The sequence below is a fragment of the Curtobacterium sp. TC1 genome, from assembly GCF_019844075.1.
Lineage (GTDB): Bacteria > Actinomycetota > Actinomycetes > Actinomycetales > Microbacteriaceae > Curtobacterium.
On sequence record NZ_CP081964.1, the window covers coordinates 1591458 to 1605694 of the forward strand.

The window sequence follows — 14237 nt, forward strand, 5'->3', positions numbered from 1 at the left end:
TGCTCACGAAGTGCGGCCGGGAGGCCCGGCTCGCCCTGGGCGGCTCGGCGCGCGTCAGTAGGGTGGTGCGGGTGACGACCGTGCCTCCGTCGGCAGCGCCGGCTCCGGAACCGATCAGCCCCGTGCAGGCCGCCGCGCTCCGCGACGGCGTCCTGCCGCCCGTCGAACAGGTGCGGCCGGGCACCTGGACCTTCGCGGTACCGTTCCGGTTCGGTGTGCCCGACGCGACCCTGGTCTACGCGGTCGAGGGGGCGGACGGCTCGCTCGCGCTGATCGACCCCGGGTGGTCGGCCGACGGCGGGCTGGACGAGGTCCGCGCCGCACTGTCGGCGATCGACCGGTCGCTCGACGACGTGTCCCTGGTGGCCGTCACGCACCTGCACGCCGACCACCTCGGCGCCGCCGCCGCGATCCGCCGAGCGATCGGTGCGCGGATCGCGATGCACGGGCTCGAGGTCGAGGCGCTGGACCGCGAGCGCACCGACGCCGTGCAGAACGACGCCGACATCGCCACGTGGGGCCTGCCGCCCGAGCTGCACGACGGCGTCGTCGCGGCCTGGGGGAGCGGGCGACGGATCGGGCTCGGGCGGAGCGAGGCGCCGTACGCCGACCTGCTGCTGGCGGACGGCGACGTGCTGCCGATCCCCGGTCGCACCATCCGGACGCTCTGGACGCCCGGGCACACCGCCGGTCACGTGTGCTTCGTCGACGAGGCCGACGGACTGTTGTTCACCGGCGATCACGTGCTGCCGCGGATCAACTCCGGGATCGGCCTCGGCGGTCGGACCGCCACGAACCCGCTCGGCGACTACCTGGCGTCGCTCGGCCGACTCGACGGGTACGCCGGGCTCGAGGTCTGCCCGGGCCACGAGTACCGGTTCACCGACGTCATCGCCCGCGCGCGGACGCTGGCGCGGCACCGCGAGGAACGGTCACGGCACGTCGCCGAGGCGCTCGACGTGCTCGTCCGGCCCACGCTGTTCGAGGTCGCCGCGCGCGTGCCGTTCAGCGGCGGGATCGAGTCGATGACCGGGTTCCTGCTCGCGAGCGCGCTGACGCAGACGGCGTTCCACGCGGAGCTGCTCGGACGTTCCGACGAGATCCGTCCTGCCTGATCGTTCCTCCACAGCCGTGTGGGTGACCGCCTGTCTACACAGGTCGGCGCCACCCGTGTGATCCACGAACAGTGCTTCGGAAGACTCGTGTCGAGGCCGGAATTTCTAGTGGCCATTGATGGACCTGACTAGAAGGGCTTGATATCGTGGTGCGAGCTGTTCAGCACCGGGCCGTCACGACGTTCCTCCGGCATCGGGGGTGGTGGCTGGACCGAACCCGAGGGAGCCACGAGGTCTGGCGCGGACCCGACGGAGGTCGCCTCGTCGTACCGAGGCACCGAGAGCTGAGCCCCGGCGTGGTGCGGCAGGTGCTCAGGGTCTTCCCGGATGCACCGGACAGCTGGCGATGAACGGAGGAACGATGACGACGACGTACCGAGCGAATGCGCGTCGAGAGGGCCGCTGGTGGGCGATCGAGATCCCCGCGGCCGGCGCGGTCACACAGGCACGGCGAGTCGCCGACGTCGAGTGGATGGCGCGGGAGTGCGTCGCCCTGACACTGGACGTCCCGGAGGAGGACGTTGCGATCGACGTCGAGTTCGTCCTTCCCGACGACGCCCGTGCCGATTGGGAAGCGTCCCGCACACTCGCTGAGCAGGCACGGCAGGACGGGGCCGAAGCGGCTCGTCTCGCGCGGAACGTGGTGACGCGGATGCGGGCGGAGGGGTACACGTACGCGGAGATGGCGTCCGTGCTCGGGCTCTCCGCACAACGGGTGCACCAGCTCGCGAACGCCTCCTGACGTCAGCCGAGGGTGGTGGCCAAGCGCTCGAGCGTCGTCTTCGCGTCGGCGAACTCGGCGGACGCGTGCTCGGCGAGCGGCGCGAGGTCAGGCAGCCGGTCGGCCAGGGTCGCACTGACCGTGATCGGGTAGGGCTTCATGCCGAGCGCCGTGCCGAGGATGAGGTGCAGGACGGGCGATCCGTGGTCCCAGTCCTCGGTCGGGGTGCCGGCGTCGTACGTCGCGCCGCGGCTGACCACGGTGACGACCGGACGGCCGGCCAGGGGCTGCACGTCGCCGGCCAGGACGCCGGGGACGTGGATGCGGTCGATCCACGCCTTGAGCGTCGACGGCACCGTGTAGTTGTACAGCGGCGAACCGACCACCACGACGTCGGCGGCGAGGAGTTCGTCGATGACCTCCTGGCGGAGCGCTTCGGCCTCGGGGGCGACGGTCTCGTCCGCGGTGCGGTCCGCTGCCGCCCAGTGCAGCGCCGAGGTCTCGAGGTGCGGGAGCTGGTCGACGTACAGGTCGCGGCGGACCACCGTGTACTCCGGTCCGCGGGCGCGCCAGGCGTCGGCGAACGCGGCGGTCAGCGCGCGCGAACGGGAGTGAGCGAGATCGGCCGAGGAGTCGATGTGCAGCAGCGTGGGCATGGTGCCCACGCTACCGACGGTGGCACGGAAACGGCCCCGCCGCCCCGGTGCGGGGTCAGGCGGGGCCGAGGTGGGCCTCCCGTCCGTCACGCGGGCACGCGACGGACGGGAGGCGACGGGGCCGTCAGCGCTGTGCGCGGCGACGGCGCAGGGTGCGGGCGCCGATCAGGCCGGCACCGGCGACGAGCAGGCCGAGGGCCCAGGGCAGGGCGCCGGTGGCGTCCGAACCTGTGTAGGCGAGCTGGCCGCCACGGTTCGTCGGGGTGACCGGTGCGGCCGCGGGGACCGGGGTGACCGGCGTGGCGACGCCGGGGACGGCCGGGACCGCGGTCGGCTGGACGTCCACCGCGAACGAGGTGCTGAACTCGCCGGCGGCGACGGTCAGGTTGTGGATCGACGCGTGCGGGAACGTGACGTTCACGAGACCGAAGAAGTCCAGGTCGGGGTCCGGCGCGATGACGTCGCTGGCGACGTCGGACGTGACGGTCGGGACGATCGACTCGTCGTTCTCGTCGAGGATCTCGTTGCCGTACCGGTCGACCAGGTTGCCGGAGACGACCAGGGTGCCGCCCTGCTTGATGGTCGGTCGACCACCGTCGACCTCGGTCCCGACGGACCCACCTTCGCCGTCACCCTTCATGGTGATCGTGTAGACCTTGCCCTCCGGGTCGATGACCCAGGTGGTCCGGGTGCTCGTGTCGTCGTCGTCGAAGTCGAACGCGCCGGCACGGTCCGTCGTGAAGACCACCACGCCCAGCGGTGCTGCTGCCTCGACGGTCAGGTCGACGTACTGCGTGACGGTCTCGGTACCGCTGGTCGCGGTGACGGCGAAGGTCCAGTCGGAGCTCCAGGTCGTGACACCGCTCAGCTCACCGGTCGACGCGTCGAAGGTCAGGCCGTCGGGCAGCTGGTCGGCGGGGGAATCGTAGAACTCGGCGTCCTCGTCGAAGGAGTACGCGAGCGCGTACGTCGGCTCCGGGAAGCCCTGCGCGCGGAACGTGTACGAGAACGCGTCGCCGGCGGCGGTGCTCAGCTCGAGCGGGTGGTCGGCGTCGGCGCCGGCCTTCGTCGGCTTGCCGTCCTCGCCGAGGAAGGCGGGGGTCTGGGTGACCGGAGCGGTCGCGTCGGAGGTCACCGAGGTGGTGTCCGTGGCGCCGGGCAGCGTGCCGGTCACCGTGACGGTGATCGTCTTGCGCACGTCGGTGGGGTCGATGCGGTAGGTCGCGGTCTTCGACAGGACGTTGCGGTCCTGGTCAGCCCAGACGTACTTGTACGAGGAGTCCTCGTCGAAGCCGGTGACGACGGCGCTCAGGAGCGTGCCGACCTTCGCCGCGCCGTCGATGGTGACGGTGGCGTCGGCGGCCTTGGTGGTCACGTCCGGCGTCGGCGTCGCGGTCGGCGCCGGGGTCTCGGCGGCCGGAGCCGTGGTCTCCGGAGCGGCCGGCTCGTCGGCCGGGGCGGTCGCGTCGTCGCTCGGGGTGGGAGCCGGGGTCTCCTCGGCGGGGGCCGGGGCGGGGACGTCCGTGGTCTCGTCTGCGGGGACCGTCGGGTCGTCGGTCGGTGCGGGCGTCTCCGTCGCGTCGACGGGTGCCGGGGTCTCCTCGGAGACGACGGGCTGCGTCGAGTCGACCGGCTCGACGGCGCTGGCGGCGGTCGCGGACATGATGCCGAGACCGGTGGTCAGACCGACGAGTGCGACGGTGGTGCCGACGGCGCATGCGCGACGAACGGCGGAGGTGCTGCGGTGCACGGGTTCCCCCCCATGTTCAGGTCCGGCTGGGCGGCCGGATCGTGAGAATCTGCCGAGAGTTTCGGCCTGCTCGGATCGTAGTGCGGCTGCGGGGCCGTTCAGGCGTCGGTGACCGGAATGTGACCATGGTTGGGGGTCCGTGCGGGAACCCGCGTCGGACGGGAGGCCCGTGGCGGATCCGCCACGGGCCTCCCGTCCGTCATCCGGCGCGGTGCACCGCGTCAGGCGCGTCGGCGACGCAGGCGGTGGACGAGCAGGCCGCCGCCGGCGGCCAGCAGGCCGAGCGCCCAGGCGAGCGGGCCGGACGTCTCCGCTCCCGTGAACGCGAGGGTGCCGGTACCCGCGGTCGGGGTCGTGGTGCCGACGGTGGCGGCCGTGGGCTGCACGTCCACGTCGAACGAGGTCGAGACGTCACCGAGCGCGACCGTGATCGTGTGCGGCGACGCATGCGGGAACGCGACGCGGGGCTCCCACGGTCCGTACGGGAGCGAGACCTCGTCGCTGGACACGGTGCTCGTCACGACTGGCTGAGCGCCGTCCGATTCCTGCGTGCTGTTCCCGAACGCGTCGAGGGCCGTCACACGGATGGCCATCGTCGACCCCTGCGTCACCGGGACCGCGTCGAACGGGATCGACTCCCCGCTCTCCGCGAAGACCTCGCGCAGCCCCTCGGTGTCGCGGAGCCAGCCCCTCGGGGACCCGATCGTGCCGACGAGCAGGCTGAGTTCCTCGGTGGCGGCCGGACGGATCGACAGGTGCACGTACTGGGTGGCTGCGCGGGAGCCGTTCGTCGCCATGACCTGGAAGTCGTACTCACCGGCCACCGTCGGGGCGCCGCTCAGGACCCCGCTGGTGTCGCCGACGGTGAGCCCGAGCGGCGCGATCGGGGCTTCGTTGCCCGGGACGGGGAACGCGGTCGCGCCGGTCAGCAGCACGTAGTGGAGCTCGCTCGAGGACCCGGTGGCGGTGAAGGTGCGTTCGATCTGCTCGCCCGCGATCGTCTCGATGCGGATCGGGGACTCCGGCGTCGACTGCTCGTCGAACGTGATGGTGTCCGGAGCGGCGGGTTCGTCGGCGCCGTCGGCCCCGACCACCACGTCGAACGCCGTGGAGACGCCGCCCTCCGAGACCGTCACGGTCCGGGTACCGGTCCCGCCGAAGGTCACGGTCGTCGAGGAGTCTCCGTCGTTCCACGTCGCCACGTCGGAGTCGTCCGTGCTGGTGACCGTCGACCGCGGGTAGTCGTCGTCACCGCCGGGGGTGGTCCGGTTGCCGTAGGCGTCGACGGCGAGCCCGGCGAGGGTGAGCGGGGTGTCCTCGGCGACGGGGACGTCCGGCACGATGCGGACTCGGCCCTGCCCGGCGGCCTGCTCCCAGATCGTGCCGTCGGCGTCGACCTGCCAGAGTCCGTCGTGGTCGGGAGTGGCGACCCCGAACGTCACGCCCACGGGGGCACCGGGGGAGACGGTGAGCTCCACGTACTCGGTGATCTGGGTCGAGCCGCTCAAGGCGACGACCTCGAAGTCGAACGTGCCGGCCTCTGTCGGGGTGCCGCTCAGGACACCGGTCTCCACGTCGACGCTGTACGCCGCTGACGGGGCGTCCTGGATGGCGTAGCCCACGGTGCCGTTGCCGCCGGTGGTCTCGAAGGTGTGCGAGAACGGGGTGCCGGCGGTCGCGGTGAGGGCGAGCGGGGCGTCTTCGGTCGACGGTTCCGTGAACGCGAGGTCGCTGCCGTCATCGGCGGCGGGCGCAGCGGGCAGTGGGGTCTCCGACGCGGCGGCGGGAGCCGGCGTCGGATCGGGAGTCGCGCCTCCTGGCTGTTCGTCAGGGGCGTCGGGGGCGTCGGTCGGGACGGGCGTCTCGGGCGAGGCAAACGCAGCGGGTGTTGCGGCGCTCGTCGCCGCCGGTGTCGCGGCGCTCGCCGCCGCCGGTGTCACGGTGCTGGTCGCGGTCGGTTCCTCGGCGGCGACGGCGGTCGTGGCGCCGATGCCGAGGGCCGACGAGGCGGCGACGATGGCGACGGCGGCGCCGATCGCGGCGACGCGACGCGTGGTGGACGTGCAGGGCTGACTCATGGGATCCCCCTCGGATGCCGGACGGGGCACCGAGAAGTGCCCTCACCAAGGAGGTGTCGTCGATCCCGCGATCCTGACGGCCCGTCAGGTCTCGGTTCGGTCTCGGTGTGGTCAGCCGGATCGGGGACGGAGCCGTCAGTCGCCGACGGCCGCCGCGGCGCGTTCGAGGGCTGCGCGCAGCGCACGGACCGCGGGCGAGGACGCCCCGGCGGCCCGCACGACGGTGAAGATCGTCCGGCGGGGCTGCTCGGGCAGTTCGAGCAGCCGGCAGGTCGTCGTGCGTCCGGTCCACATCAGGTCCGGCATCAGGCTGACGGCGTTGCCGGACTCGACCAGGCGGATCTGGGTCTGCAGGTCGGCGGTCTCGTAGCGGACGTCCGGCTCGAAGCCCCAGCGTCGGCACACCTGCTCGGCGAAGTGCCGCGAGGCCGTCCCACGCGGCTCCATCACCCACGGCAGGGCCTCGGCGTCCTCGAGGCTCGAGACCGGCAACAGCGCCGTGTCGAGCGGCGGCAACGCCAACCGGACCGCATCGGTGGTCAGGTCGGAGCGGTCGAGCCCGGACAGGTGCGGTGCGGCGTGCGCCGGGTACTGCTCGGCGATGACCATGTCGAAGTCGCGCGCCCACGTCTCGTTCAGCGCGGTCTCGGGCTCGCGCTGCACCATCTCGACGCGGACGTCGGGGTGCTCGGTGGCCATCTCGTGCAGGGCGTTCGGCATGAGTGCAAGGGCGGCGGACTGGAACACGGCGACCCGCACCCGCCCCTGGACCGACGGCAGGGTGTCCTCGACCTGCGCCTGGGCCTGCTCGAGCACGTCCTGCACGTGGCCGGCGGCGGCGACGAGCACCTCGGCCTGCGGGGTGAGCTGCAACCGCCGTCCGGCCTTGCGCAGGAGCTGGACACCGGCCTCGCGTTCCAGGGCGCTGAGTTGCTGTGACACCGCCGACGGGGTGAAGTTCATGGCCTCGGCGACGGCCGCGATGGTCCCGCGGATCGACAGCTCGCGGAGCAGGACCAGGCGGCGGACGTCGAGCATGATCCGACGGTAGCGGGGTCGCAGCGGATTCGGTAGTGCAACTGAACGGTACCCATCAGGAACGGTCGCTTCCGCTACCGTATCCCGGGCCTCCACACTGATCCCATGACGACCCTGCAGGAGCACCCCGCCACCGACCACGACGCCCTGGCGGACCAGTCCGTCGCACTCGTCCGACAGTGGCTGGCCGAGGCCGAGTCGTTCCCGGTGGACGGCTCTGCCAAGCAGCTCGCCGGGGTGCTCGCCGACCCCGCCGGTCTGGACTTCGCGGTCGGCTTCGTGGACGGCGTCGTCCGCCCGGAAGACCTCGCCGTCGCCGCGCGCAAGCTCCGGCAGATCGCGCCCGGCGCCCCCGGGTTCCTGCCCGCCGCGATGCGAGGACTCGTGCGCCTCGGTGGCGGCATGGCACCGGTCCTGCCGAACGTCGTCGTGCCCATCGCCCGCCGGGTGCTGCGCGGCATGGTCGGCCACCTCATCGTCGACGCGACCGACTCGAAGCTCGGCCCCGCGATCGCCAAGATCAAGCGGGACGGCGTCCGGCTCAACGTGAACCTGCTTGGTGAGGCCGTGCTGGGTGAGCGCGAGGCGGCACGCCGGCTCGAGGGCACGCACAAGCTCCTGGCCCGCGACGACGTCGACTACGTGTCGATCAAGGTCTCGTCGACCGTGCACCCGCACTCGCCGTGGGCGTTCGACCACGCCGTCGACGACATCGTGGAGCAGCTCCGCCCGCTGTTCGAGCGTGCCGCCGCCGCGACCCCGGCGAAGTTCATCAACCTCGACATGGAGGAGTACAAGGACCTCGACCTGACGATCGCGGTCTTCACGAAGCTCCTCGACGAGCCCGCGTTCCTCGGCCTCGAAGCCGGCATCGTGCTGCAGGCGTACCTGCCCGACGCCCTCGCCGCGATGGAGCAGCTGCAGGAGTGGTCCGCCGCTCGCCGGGCCCGCGGTGGTGCCGGCATCAAGGTCCGCCTGGTCAAGGGCGCGAACCTGCCCATGGAGCAGGTCGAGGCCTCGGTGCACGGCTGGCCGCTCGCCACCTGGCACACCAAGCAGGACTCCGACACCAACTACAAGCGCGTGCTCGACTGGGCGCTCACCCCGTCGCGCGTCGAGAACGTCCGCGTCGGCGTCGCCGGGCACAACCTGTTCGACGTCGCGCACGCGTGGCTGCTCGCCGGTGAGCGTGGCGTGCGGGACGGCATCGAGTTCGAGATGCTGCTCGGCATGGCGCAAGGCCAGGCCGAAGCCGTCCGCCGCACCGTCGGTTCGTTGCTCCTGTACACGCCGGTCGTGCACCCCGGTGAGTTCGACGTCGCCATCGCGTACCTGATCCGCCGCCTCGAAGAAGGCGCCTCGCAGGACAACTTCATGTCGGCGGTCTTCTCGCTGGTGTCCTCACCGCCGCTGTTCGCCCGCGAAGAAGAGCGGTTCCGCGCCTCGCTCGTGCCGCTCGCCACGCCGGAGGGCCTCGCCGCCCCGGCGTCCCACCGCGTCGCCGACCGCTACGCGGCCGTCGGGCGCCCCGGACCGGACCGGTTCGAGAACACGCCGGACAGCGACCCGTCGGTCGCATCGGTGCGCCAGTGGGGTTCGGCCATCACGGACCGGATCGCGTCGTCGACGCTCGGCGTCCGCGCCGTCCAGGAGGCCCGGGTCGACTCCGCCACGGCGCTCGACGCCGCGCTCGGCCGCGCCAAGGCCGCCGGTGCGGTCTGGGGCACCTGGTCCGGTGGCGCTCGTGGCGCCGTGCTGCACGCCGTCGGCGACGCGCTCGAGGCGAACCGCGCCGCACTCATCGAGGTCATGGCCGCCGAGACCGGCAAGACCATCGACCAGGCCGACCCCGAGGTGTCCGAGGCGATCGACTTCGCGCACTTCTACGGCACGCTCGCGTCGCAGCTCGACGAGGTCGACGGCGCGACCTTCACCCCGGCGAGCCTGACCCTCGTGGCGCCGCCGTGGAACTTCCCGGTCGCGATCCCCGCGGGCTCGACCCTGGCCGCGCTGGCCGCCGGGTCCGCCGTGGTCCTCAAGCCGGCACCGCCCGCCGAGCGCTCCGGGGCAGTCCTCGCCTCGATCATCGAGACCGCGCTCGACGCCCACGGCGCCCCGGCCGACGTGCTCGCGTTCCTGCAGGTGTCCGAGAACGAGCTCGGCGAGCAGCTCATCGCCTCGCCGATGGTCGACCAAGTGATCCTCACCGGCGCGTACGAGACCGCCGAGCTGTTCCGTTCGTTCCGTCCCGACCTGCCGCTGCTCGCCGAGACCTCGGGCAAGAACGCCGTCATCGTCACCCCGTCGTCGGACCTCGACCTCGCGGTGAAGGACGTCGTCGCCTCGGCCTTTGGGCACGCCGGTCAGAAGTGCTCGGCCGCGTCACTCGTGGTGATGGTCGGGTCGGTCGCGAAGTCGAAGCGCTTCCGCAACCAGCTCCTCGACGCCGTGTCCTCACTCACCGTCGGCTACCCGACCGACGCCGCGACGCAGATGGGCCCGGTCATCGAGCCGGCGTCGGGCAAGCTGCTCGACGGCCTGACGACGCTCGGCGCGGGCGAGTCCTGGGCCGTCGAGCCGAAGCAGCTCGACGAGACCGGCAAGCTCTGGAGCCCGGGTGTCCGTCAGGGCGTCCGACGCGGCTCGGAGTTCCACCGCACCGAGTACTTCGGTCCGATCCTCGGCATGATGACCGCCGACACCCTCGACGAAGCGATCGACATCGTCAACGAGGTCGACTACGGCCTGACCTCGGGCCTGCACTCGCTCGACCCGGCCGAGATCGGCACGTGGCTCGGCCGGATCCAGGCGGGCAACCTCTACGTCAACCGCGGCATCACCGGTGCGATCGTCCGCCGCCAGCCGTTCGGTGGGTGGAAGAAGTCTGCCGTCGGCGCCGGCACGAAGGCCGGTGGGCTGAACTACCTGCTCGGGCTCGGGTCGTGGGCGCCTGCTGCTGCGACCGCTTCGGCGGCTCCGTCCGCCCCGATCCGGGCGTTCGTCCGGGCGGCCGAGGTGTCGTCGCCGGTGCTCGACCGTGCGCTGGCGTCCGACGAGCAGGCCTGGTCGACGCTGTTCGGCACCGCGATCGACGTCTCGGCCTTGAGCGCCGAGCGGAACATCGCGCGGTACCTGCCGTTCCCGTCGGTGCAGGTGCGGCTCGCGTCCCAGGACGAGGACGCTGTGCCCGAGTTCGTCCGTGTCGTCGCCGCCGCACTCCGGGCCGGCACGACGATCGAGGTCTCGACGGCGCGGGCGCTGCCCTCGGCCGTCGCCTCGGCGATCCGCTCGCTGCCCATCGTGCGATCCGTGTCCCAGTCGGTCCCCGACGAGGCCTTCGCATCGTCGATCGCGGCGGGTCCGTCGACCCGTGTCCGGCTCATCGGCGGCGACACCTCGGCGCTTTACTCGGCGATCGGTGGGCGTCCCGACGTCGCGGTGTACGGCGGCCCCGTGACCGAGGCCGGGCGGCTCGAGATCCTGCCGTTCGTCCGCGAGCAGGCGGTGTCGATCACGGCACACCGCTTCGGCACGCCGAACCACCTGACCGACGACCTGATCTGACCGGACCGCGGCGCTGGCGTTCGGGTCCAGCGCCGCTGTCCGGTCGCCGCACGGTGTCGGGATGCACCGAGGTGGCAGGGGTTGCCTCGGGTGTGCGTCGCAACCACGGCGCGCACCCGACGGCCCTGCGTCGGGTCGAACCCGGAGGAGCTCCACCATGACCGAACCGTTCGCACGCCCGACCGCCCTGGCCCACGTCCGCGTCACCGTGACCGACATCCACCGCAGCAAGGCGTTCTACCAGCAGCTGCTCGGCACCGACCCGGCGATCGACTTCAGCGACCAGGTCGACGAGCCCGGCGTGCGCGAGGACCGCGAGCGCTTCTACGGCGGATCCGTGTTCCAGCTCGGCGACCAGGTCTTCGGCCTGCGCCCGGTCGCTCCGGCGGGGCAGACGTTCAACCCGGACACCGTCGGCCTCGACCACGTCAGCTTCGTCGTGGGGTCCGTCGACGAGCTGCACCAGGCGGCCGCACGTCTCGATGCGGCGGGTGTCGAGCACGGCGATGTGACCGACCTCGGGGACGCCGGCATGGTGATCCTGTCCGTGCAGGACCCGGACGACATCAACCTCGAACTCGCAGCCCTCAAGTCCTGAGTAGTCCTCGGGCCGCGGGCTAGCATGGGGTGACGAGAGGGGACGTCATGCGCTTCGTACACGCCATCGGCCGAGGGATCGGCTTCGTGTTGTCGACCGTCGCGAAGGTGCTCGGGACCTTGAACGGCGGGAAGCCCGCAGGCGACGACCTCGCCGCACGGCTGAACCGGCCGAGCCGCGACGACTACCGCCCCTGACCTGCTCGCTGCGCCGGCCCTCGGAGCCCGGTGCCGACCCGGCCTGCACCACCAAAGTGCCCTCGAACCACGCGATTGTGCGGTTCGAGGGCACTTTGGTTGTGCGCCGGGGTCGGCGCAACCGCGGCGCGGGCTGACGTCGGGCACGTCGCCAGCGTCAGTCGGCGACGGCGGGCTCCTGGGCGACCATCGTGCCGGTCACGAGCTCGCGGAGCGCCGAAGGCAGGGGGATCGGCCGACGGGCGCCCTCGCGGTCGATGATCACGTGCACGAACTCGCCGGTGGCGAGCAGCGCGCCGTCGGACTGGCGGAACAGGCCGAACTCCCACGACAGGCTCGTGTTGCCGAGGTGCTTGGACCGCATCCCGACCTCGATGACATCCGGCCACACGGCGGACTCGACGAACCGACAGCTCGACGACACCAGCACTGCGATCCAGTCCGACGAGAACGGGTCGAGCCCCGCTTGCTCGCGGAACCAGTACGTCGACGCGTTGTCCATCGCCGAGTAGTAGATCGTGTTGTTGACGTGCCCGAACATGTCGTTGTCGTTCCACCGCGTGGGGTAGAGGCGGCGGAACGGGTATTCGTCGATGGTCATCGGTCTCCGATCGGAGGAGGTGCGGGTGTGGCGTGATCGGCGGCGGGGCGCAGCACGTACTCGAACGCGGCGCGTGCCCGGACAGGGTCGGGGGCCTCACCGGAGATGAACTCAGCGTAGGTGAACGACTCTGAGATCCGGACGAGCAGCCGGGCGAGCTCCTCGGCGGAGAGCGGGGCTGGATCGAACTCGCCGGACGACTGTTCCTCGACGACGAGTGCAGTGATCCGGTCGACGAACCGGCTCTGCACGTCGCTCTCCGAGGTGGTCAGCAGGCGCATCGCCCGCGCGGGCTCGCGGGTGAGGAACGCGCGGAAGTAGGTGGCGTCGATGAGGTCGGCGGTGAACCGGTCGAGCACGTCGACGATGCGTGCTGCGCCGGTCGACCCGATCGTGTCGGCAGCGCGGGACGCCCGGTCGAGCGTCGGGACTGCGAGGGACCACAGGATCTCGGACAGCAACCGGTCACGGTTGCCCACCCACCGGAACAGCGACGTACGGTCCACGCCGAGTGCGGCAGCCAAGGCGCCCATGTCGATCCGTGCGCCGTCGATGAAGGTGTGGCGGGCCTCCCGGAAGGCGCGCAGCGCAGAATCCGATGTGTACACGCGACCCTCCCTTGCAACGTTTTCGAGAATGATGCATCGTTGGTTCCATGTCAACGCTGACGCCCACGACGGGCCTCCTCGAATCGGACTTCTACGGCTTCCAACAGCAGCTGACCGAGCCGGAGCGCGCGTCGATCGGGCGACTCCGCGAGTACCTCGAGCACGAGGTCGCGCCCATCGCCGACGGGTACTGGGCACGCGCCGAGTTCCCGATGCAGGTGATCGCCCCTCTGGCCGAGCTCGGGATGTACGGGCCGGGGATCCCGCTCGTGCGCCAGTTCGAGAACTCGGCCGTGTACCGCGGGTGGGCGGCGCTCGAACTCGGACGGGTCGACGCGAGCGTCGCGACGTTCATCGGCGTCCAGTCCGGCCTGGCGATGAACTCGATCGCGGTGGCCGGCAGCGAGGAGCAGCAGCGCGAGTGGCTGCCGCGCATGGCGGCCGGCGAACTCATCGGGGCGTTCGGCCTGACCGAACCGCTGTCCGGCAGCGACTCCGCCCGCGGCCTGCGCACCACCGCCCGGCGCGACGGCGACACGTGGGTGCTCGACGGTGAGAAGCGCTGGATCGGCAACGCCACCTTCGCCGACGTCGTCGTCATCTGGGCGAAGGACGTCGCGGACGAGCAGGTGAAGGGCTTCCTGGTCACCACGGACACCCCCGGTTTCACCGCCACCAAGATCGAGGACAAGATCGCGCTGCGCGGGGTGCAGAACGCCGACATCGTCATGCAGGGCGTCCGCGTGCCCGAGTCGCGTCGACTGCAGCGCGCGGACTCGTTCCGGGCAACGGCCGAGGTGCTGCGCCTGACCCGCACCGAGGTGGCCTGGCAGGCCGTCGGCATCGCGGTCGGCGCGTACGAAGCAGCCCTTTCCTACGCCCGCGAACGGATCCAGTTCGGCAAGCCGATCGCGTCGCACCAGCTCGTGCAGGACCTGCTCGTGAAGTCGCTGTCGAACATCACCGCGTCGATCGCGCTCTGCACGCAGGCCTCGGCGATGCAGGACACCGGTGTCGGGGGCGACGAGCACTCCGCCCTGGCGAAGGCGTTCGCGACCGCGAAGATGCGCGAGACCGTCGGCTGGTGCCGCGAGGTCCAGGGCGGCAACGGCATCGTGCTCGACAAGGGCGTCGCCCGGTTCTTCGCGGACGCCGAAGCGATCTACTCGTACGAGGGCACACGCGAGGTGAACACGCTCATCGTCGGACGGGCGATCACCGGACAGGCCGCGTTCGTCTAGGCCGGGCCTGCTCGGGTGGATCCGACCCGGAACGACATCCACGATGTCGTACGACGTCGATCGTGTCGTT

The 14237-nt window shown here is 71.6% G+C and carries 13 protein-coding genes; 7 read left to right on the top strand and 6 right to left on the bottom strand.

Annotated elements, in window-relative coordinates:
- The first annotated feature begins 71 nt into the window (after positions 1–71).
- The 3 genes from KZI27_RS08675 (at position 72) to KZI27_RS08685 (ending at position 1857) form a co-directional block, all read left to right on the top strand.
- Entirely contained in the window at positions 72–1115 is a 1044-nt protein-coding gene (locus tag KZI27_RS08675; RefSeq protein ID WP_222660624.1) for an MBL fold metallo-hydrolase, read from the top strand.
- 149 nt (positions 1116–1264) lie between these two features.
- Positions 1265–1465: a type II toxin-antitoxin system HicA family toxin gene (locus tag KZI27_RS20450; protein WP_410004031.1), complete on the top strand. Its 201-nt coding sequence runs from the start codon at positions 1265–1267 to the stop codon at positions 1463–1465.
- Between the two features lie 11 nt (positions 1466–1476).
- Complete coding sequence (locus KZI27_RS08685; protein WP_222660628.1) at positions 1477–1857, top strand: hypothetical protein; 381 nt, start codon at positions 1477–1479, stop codon at positions 1855–1857.
- Positions 1858–1859: 2 nt separating this feature from the next.
- Here KZI27_RS08685 and KZI27_RS08690 read toward each other — a convergent pair whose 3' ends face one another.
- From KZI27_RS08690 to KZI27_RS08705, 4 genes are all read right to left on the bottom strand, one after another.
- Positions 1860–2492 carry an FMN-dependent NADH-azoreductase gene (locus tag KZI27_RS08690; RefSeq protein WP_222660630.1) on the bottom strand — a complete coding sequence of 211 codons (633 nt, stop codon included), beginning with the start codon at positions 2490–2492 and terminating at the stop codon, positions 1860–1862.
- Between the two features lie 124 nt (positions 2493–2616).
- On the bottom strand, positions 2617–4242 hold the full coding sequence (locus KZI27_RS08695) for a putative Ig domain-containing protein (protein WP_222660633.1): 1626 nt from the start codon (positions 4240–4242) through the stop codon (positions 2617–2619).
- A gap of 221 nt (positions 4243–4463) precedes the next feature.
- Complete coding sequence (locus tag KZI27_RS08700; protein WP_222660635.1) at positions 4464–6320, bottom strand: hypothetical protein; 1857 nt, start codon at positions 6318–6320, stop codon at positions 4464–4466.
- Positions 6321–6455: 135 nt separating this feature from the next.
- Positions 6456–7358, bottom strand: a complete 903-nt coding sequence (locus KZI27_RS08705; RefSeq protein ID WP_111086860.1) for a LysR substrate-binding domain-containing protein — start codon at positions 7356–7358, stop codon at positions 6456–6458.
- A gap of 105 nt (positions 7359–7463) precedes the next feature.
- On the opposite strand from KZI27_RS08705, the gene KZI27_RS08710 reads away from it, so the two are divergent.
- The 3 genes from KZI27_RS08710 (at position 7464) to KZI27_RS08720 (ending at position 11717) form a co-directional block, all read left to right on the top strand.
- The gene (locus KZI27_RS08710; protein ID WP_222660637.1) at positions 7464–10922 is read left to right on the top strand and encodes a proline dehydrogenase family protein; all 3459 of its coding nucleotides are present in this window, start codon (positions 7464–7466) and stop codon (positions 10920–10922) included.
- A 157-nt stretch (positions 10923–11079) separates the two neighbouring features.
- Entirely contained in the window at positions 11080–11520 is a 441-nt protein-coding gene (locus tag KZI27_RS08715; protein ID WP_222660639.1) for a VOC family protein, read from the top strand.
- 47 nt (positions 11521–11567) lie between these two features.
- Positions 11568–11717, top strand: coding sequence for a hypothetical protein (locus tag KZI27_RS08720; protein ID WP_222660640.1), 150 nt, complete (start codon positions 11568–11570; stop codon positions 11715–11717).
- A 157-nt stretch (positions 11718–11874) separates the two neighbouring features.
- Here the strand turns inward: KZI27_RS08720 and KZI27_RS08725 are convergent, their stop codons facing one another.
- Entirely contained in the window at positions 11875–12318 is a 444-nt protein-coding gene (locus KZI27_RS08725; protein WP_222660641.1) for an acyl-CoA thioesterase, read from the bottom strand.
- Positions 12315–12926: a QsdR family transcriptional regulator gene (locus KZI27_RS08730; protein ID WP_222660642.1), complete on the bottom strand. Its 612-nt coding sequence runs from the start codon at positions 12924–12926 to the stop codon at positions 12315–12317. Before KZI27_RS08730 ends, KZI27_RS08725 begins: the two co-directional genes overlap by 4 nt.
- A gap of 47 nt (positions 12927–12973) precedes the next feature.
- Here KZI27_RS08730 and KZI27_RS08735 point away from each other — a divergent pair, with 47 nt between their 5' ends.
- On the top strand, positions 12974–14167 hold the full coding sequence (locus KZI27_RS08735; RefSeq protein WP_222660643.1) for an acyl-CoA dehydrogenase family protein: 1194 nt from the start codon (positions 12974–12976) through the stop codon (positions 14165–14167).
- The last annotated feature ends 70 nt before the right edge of the window (positions 14168–14237 follow it).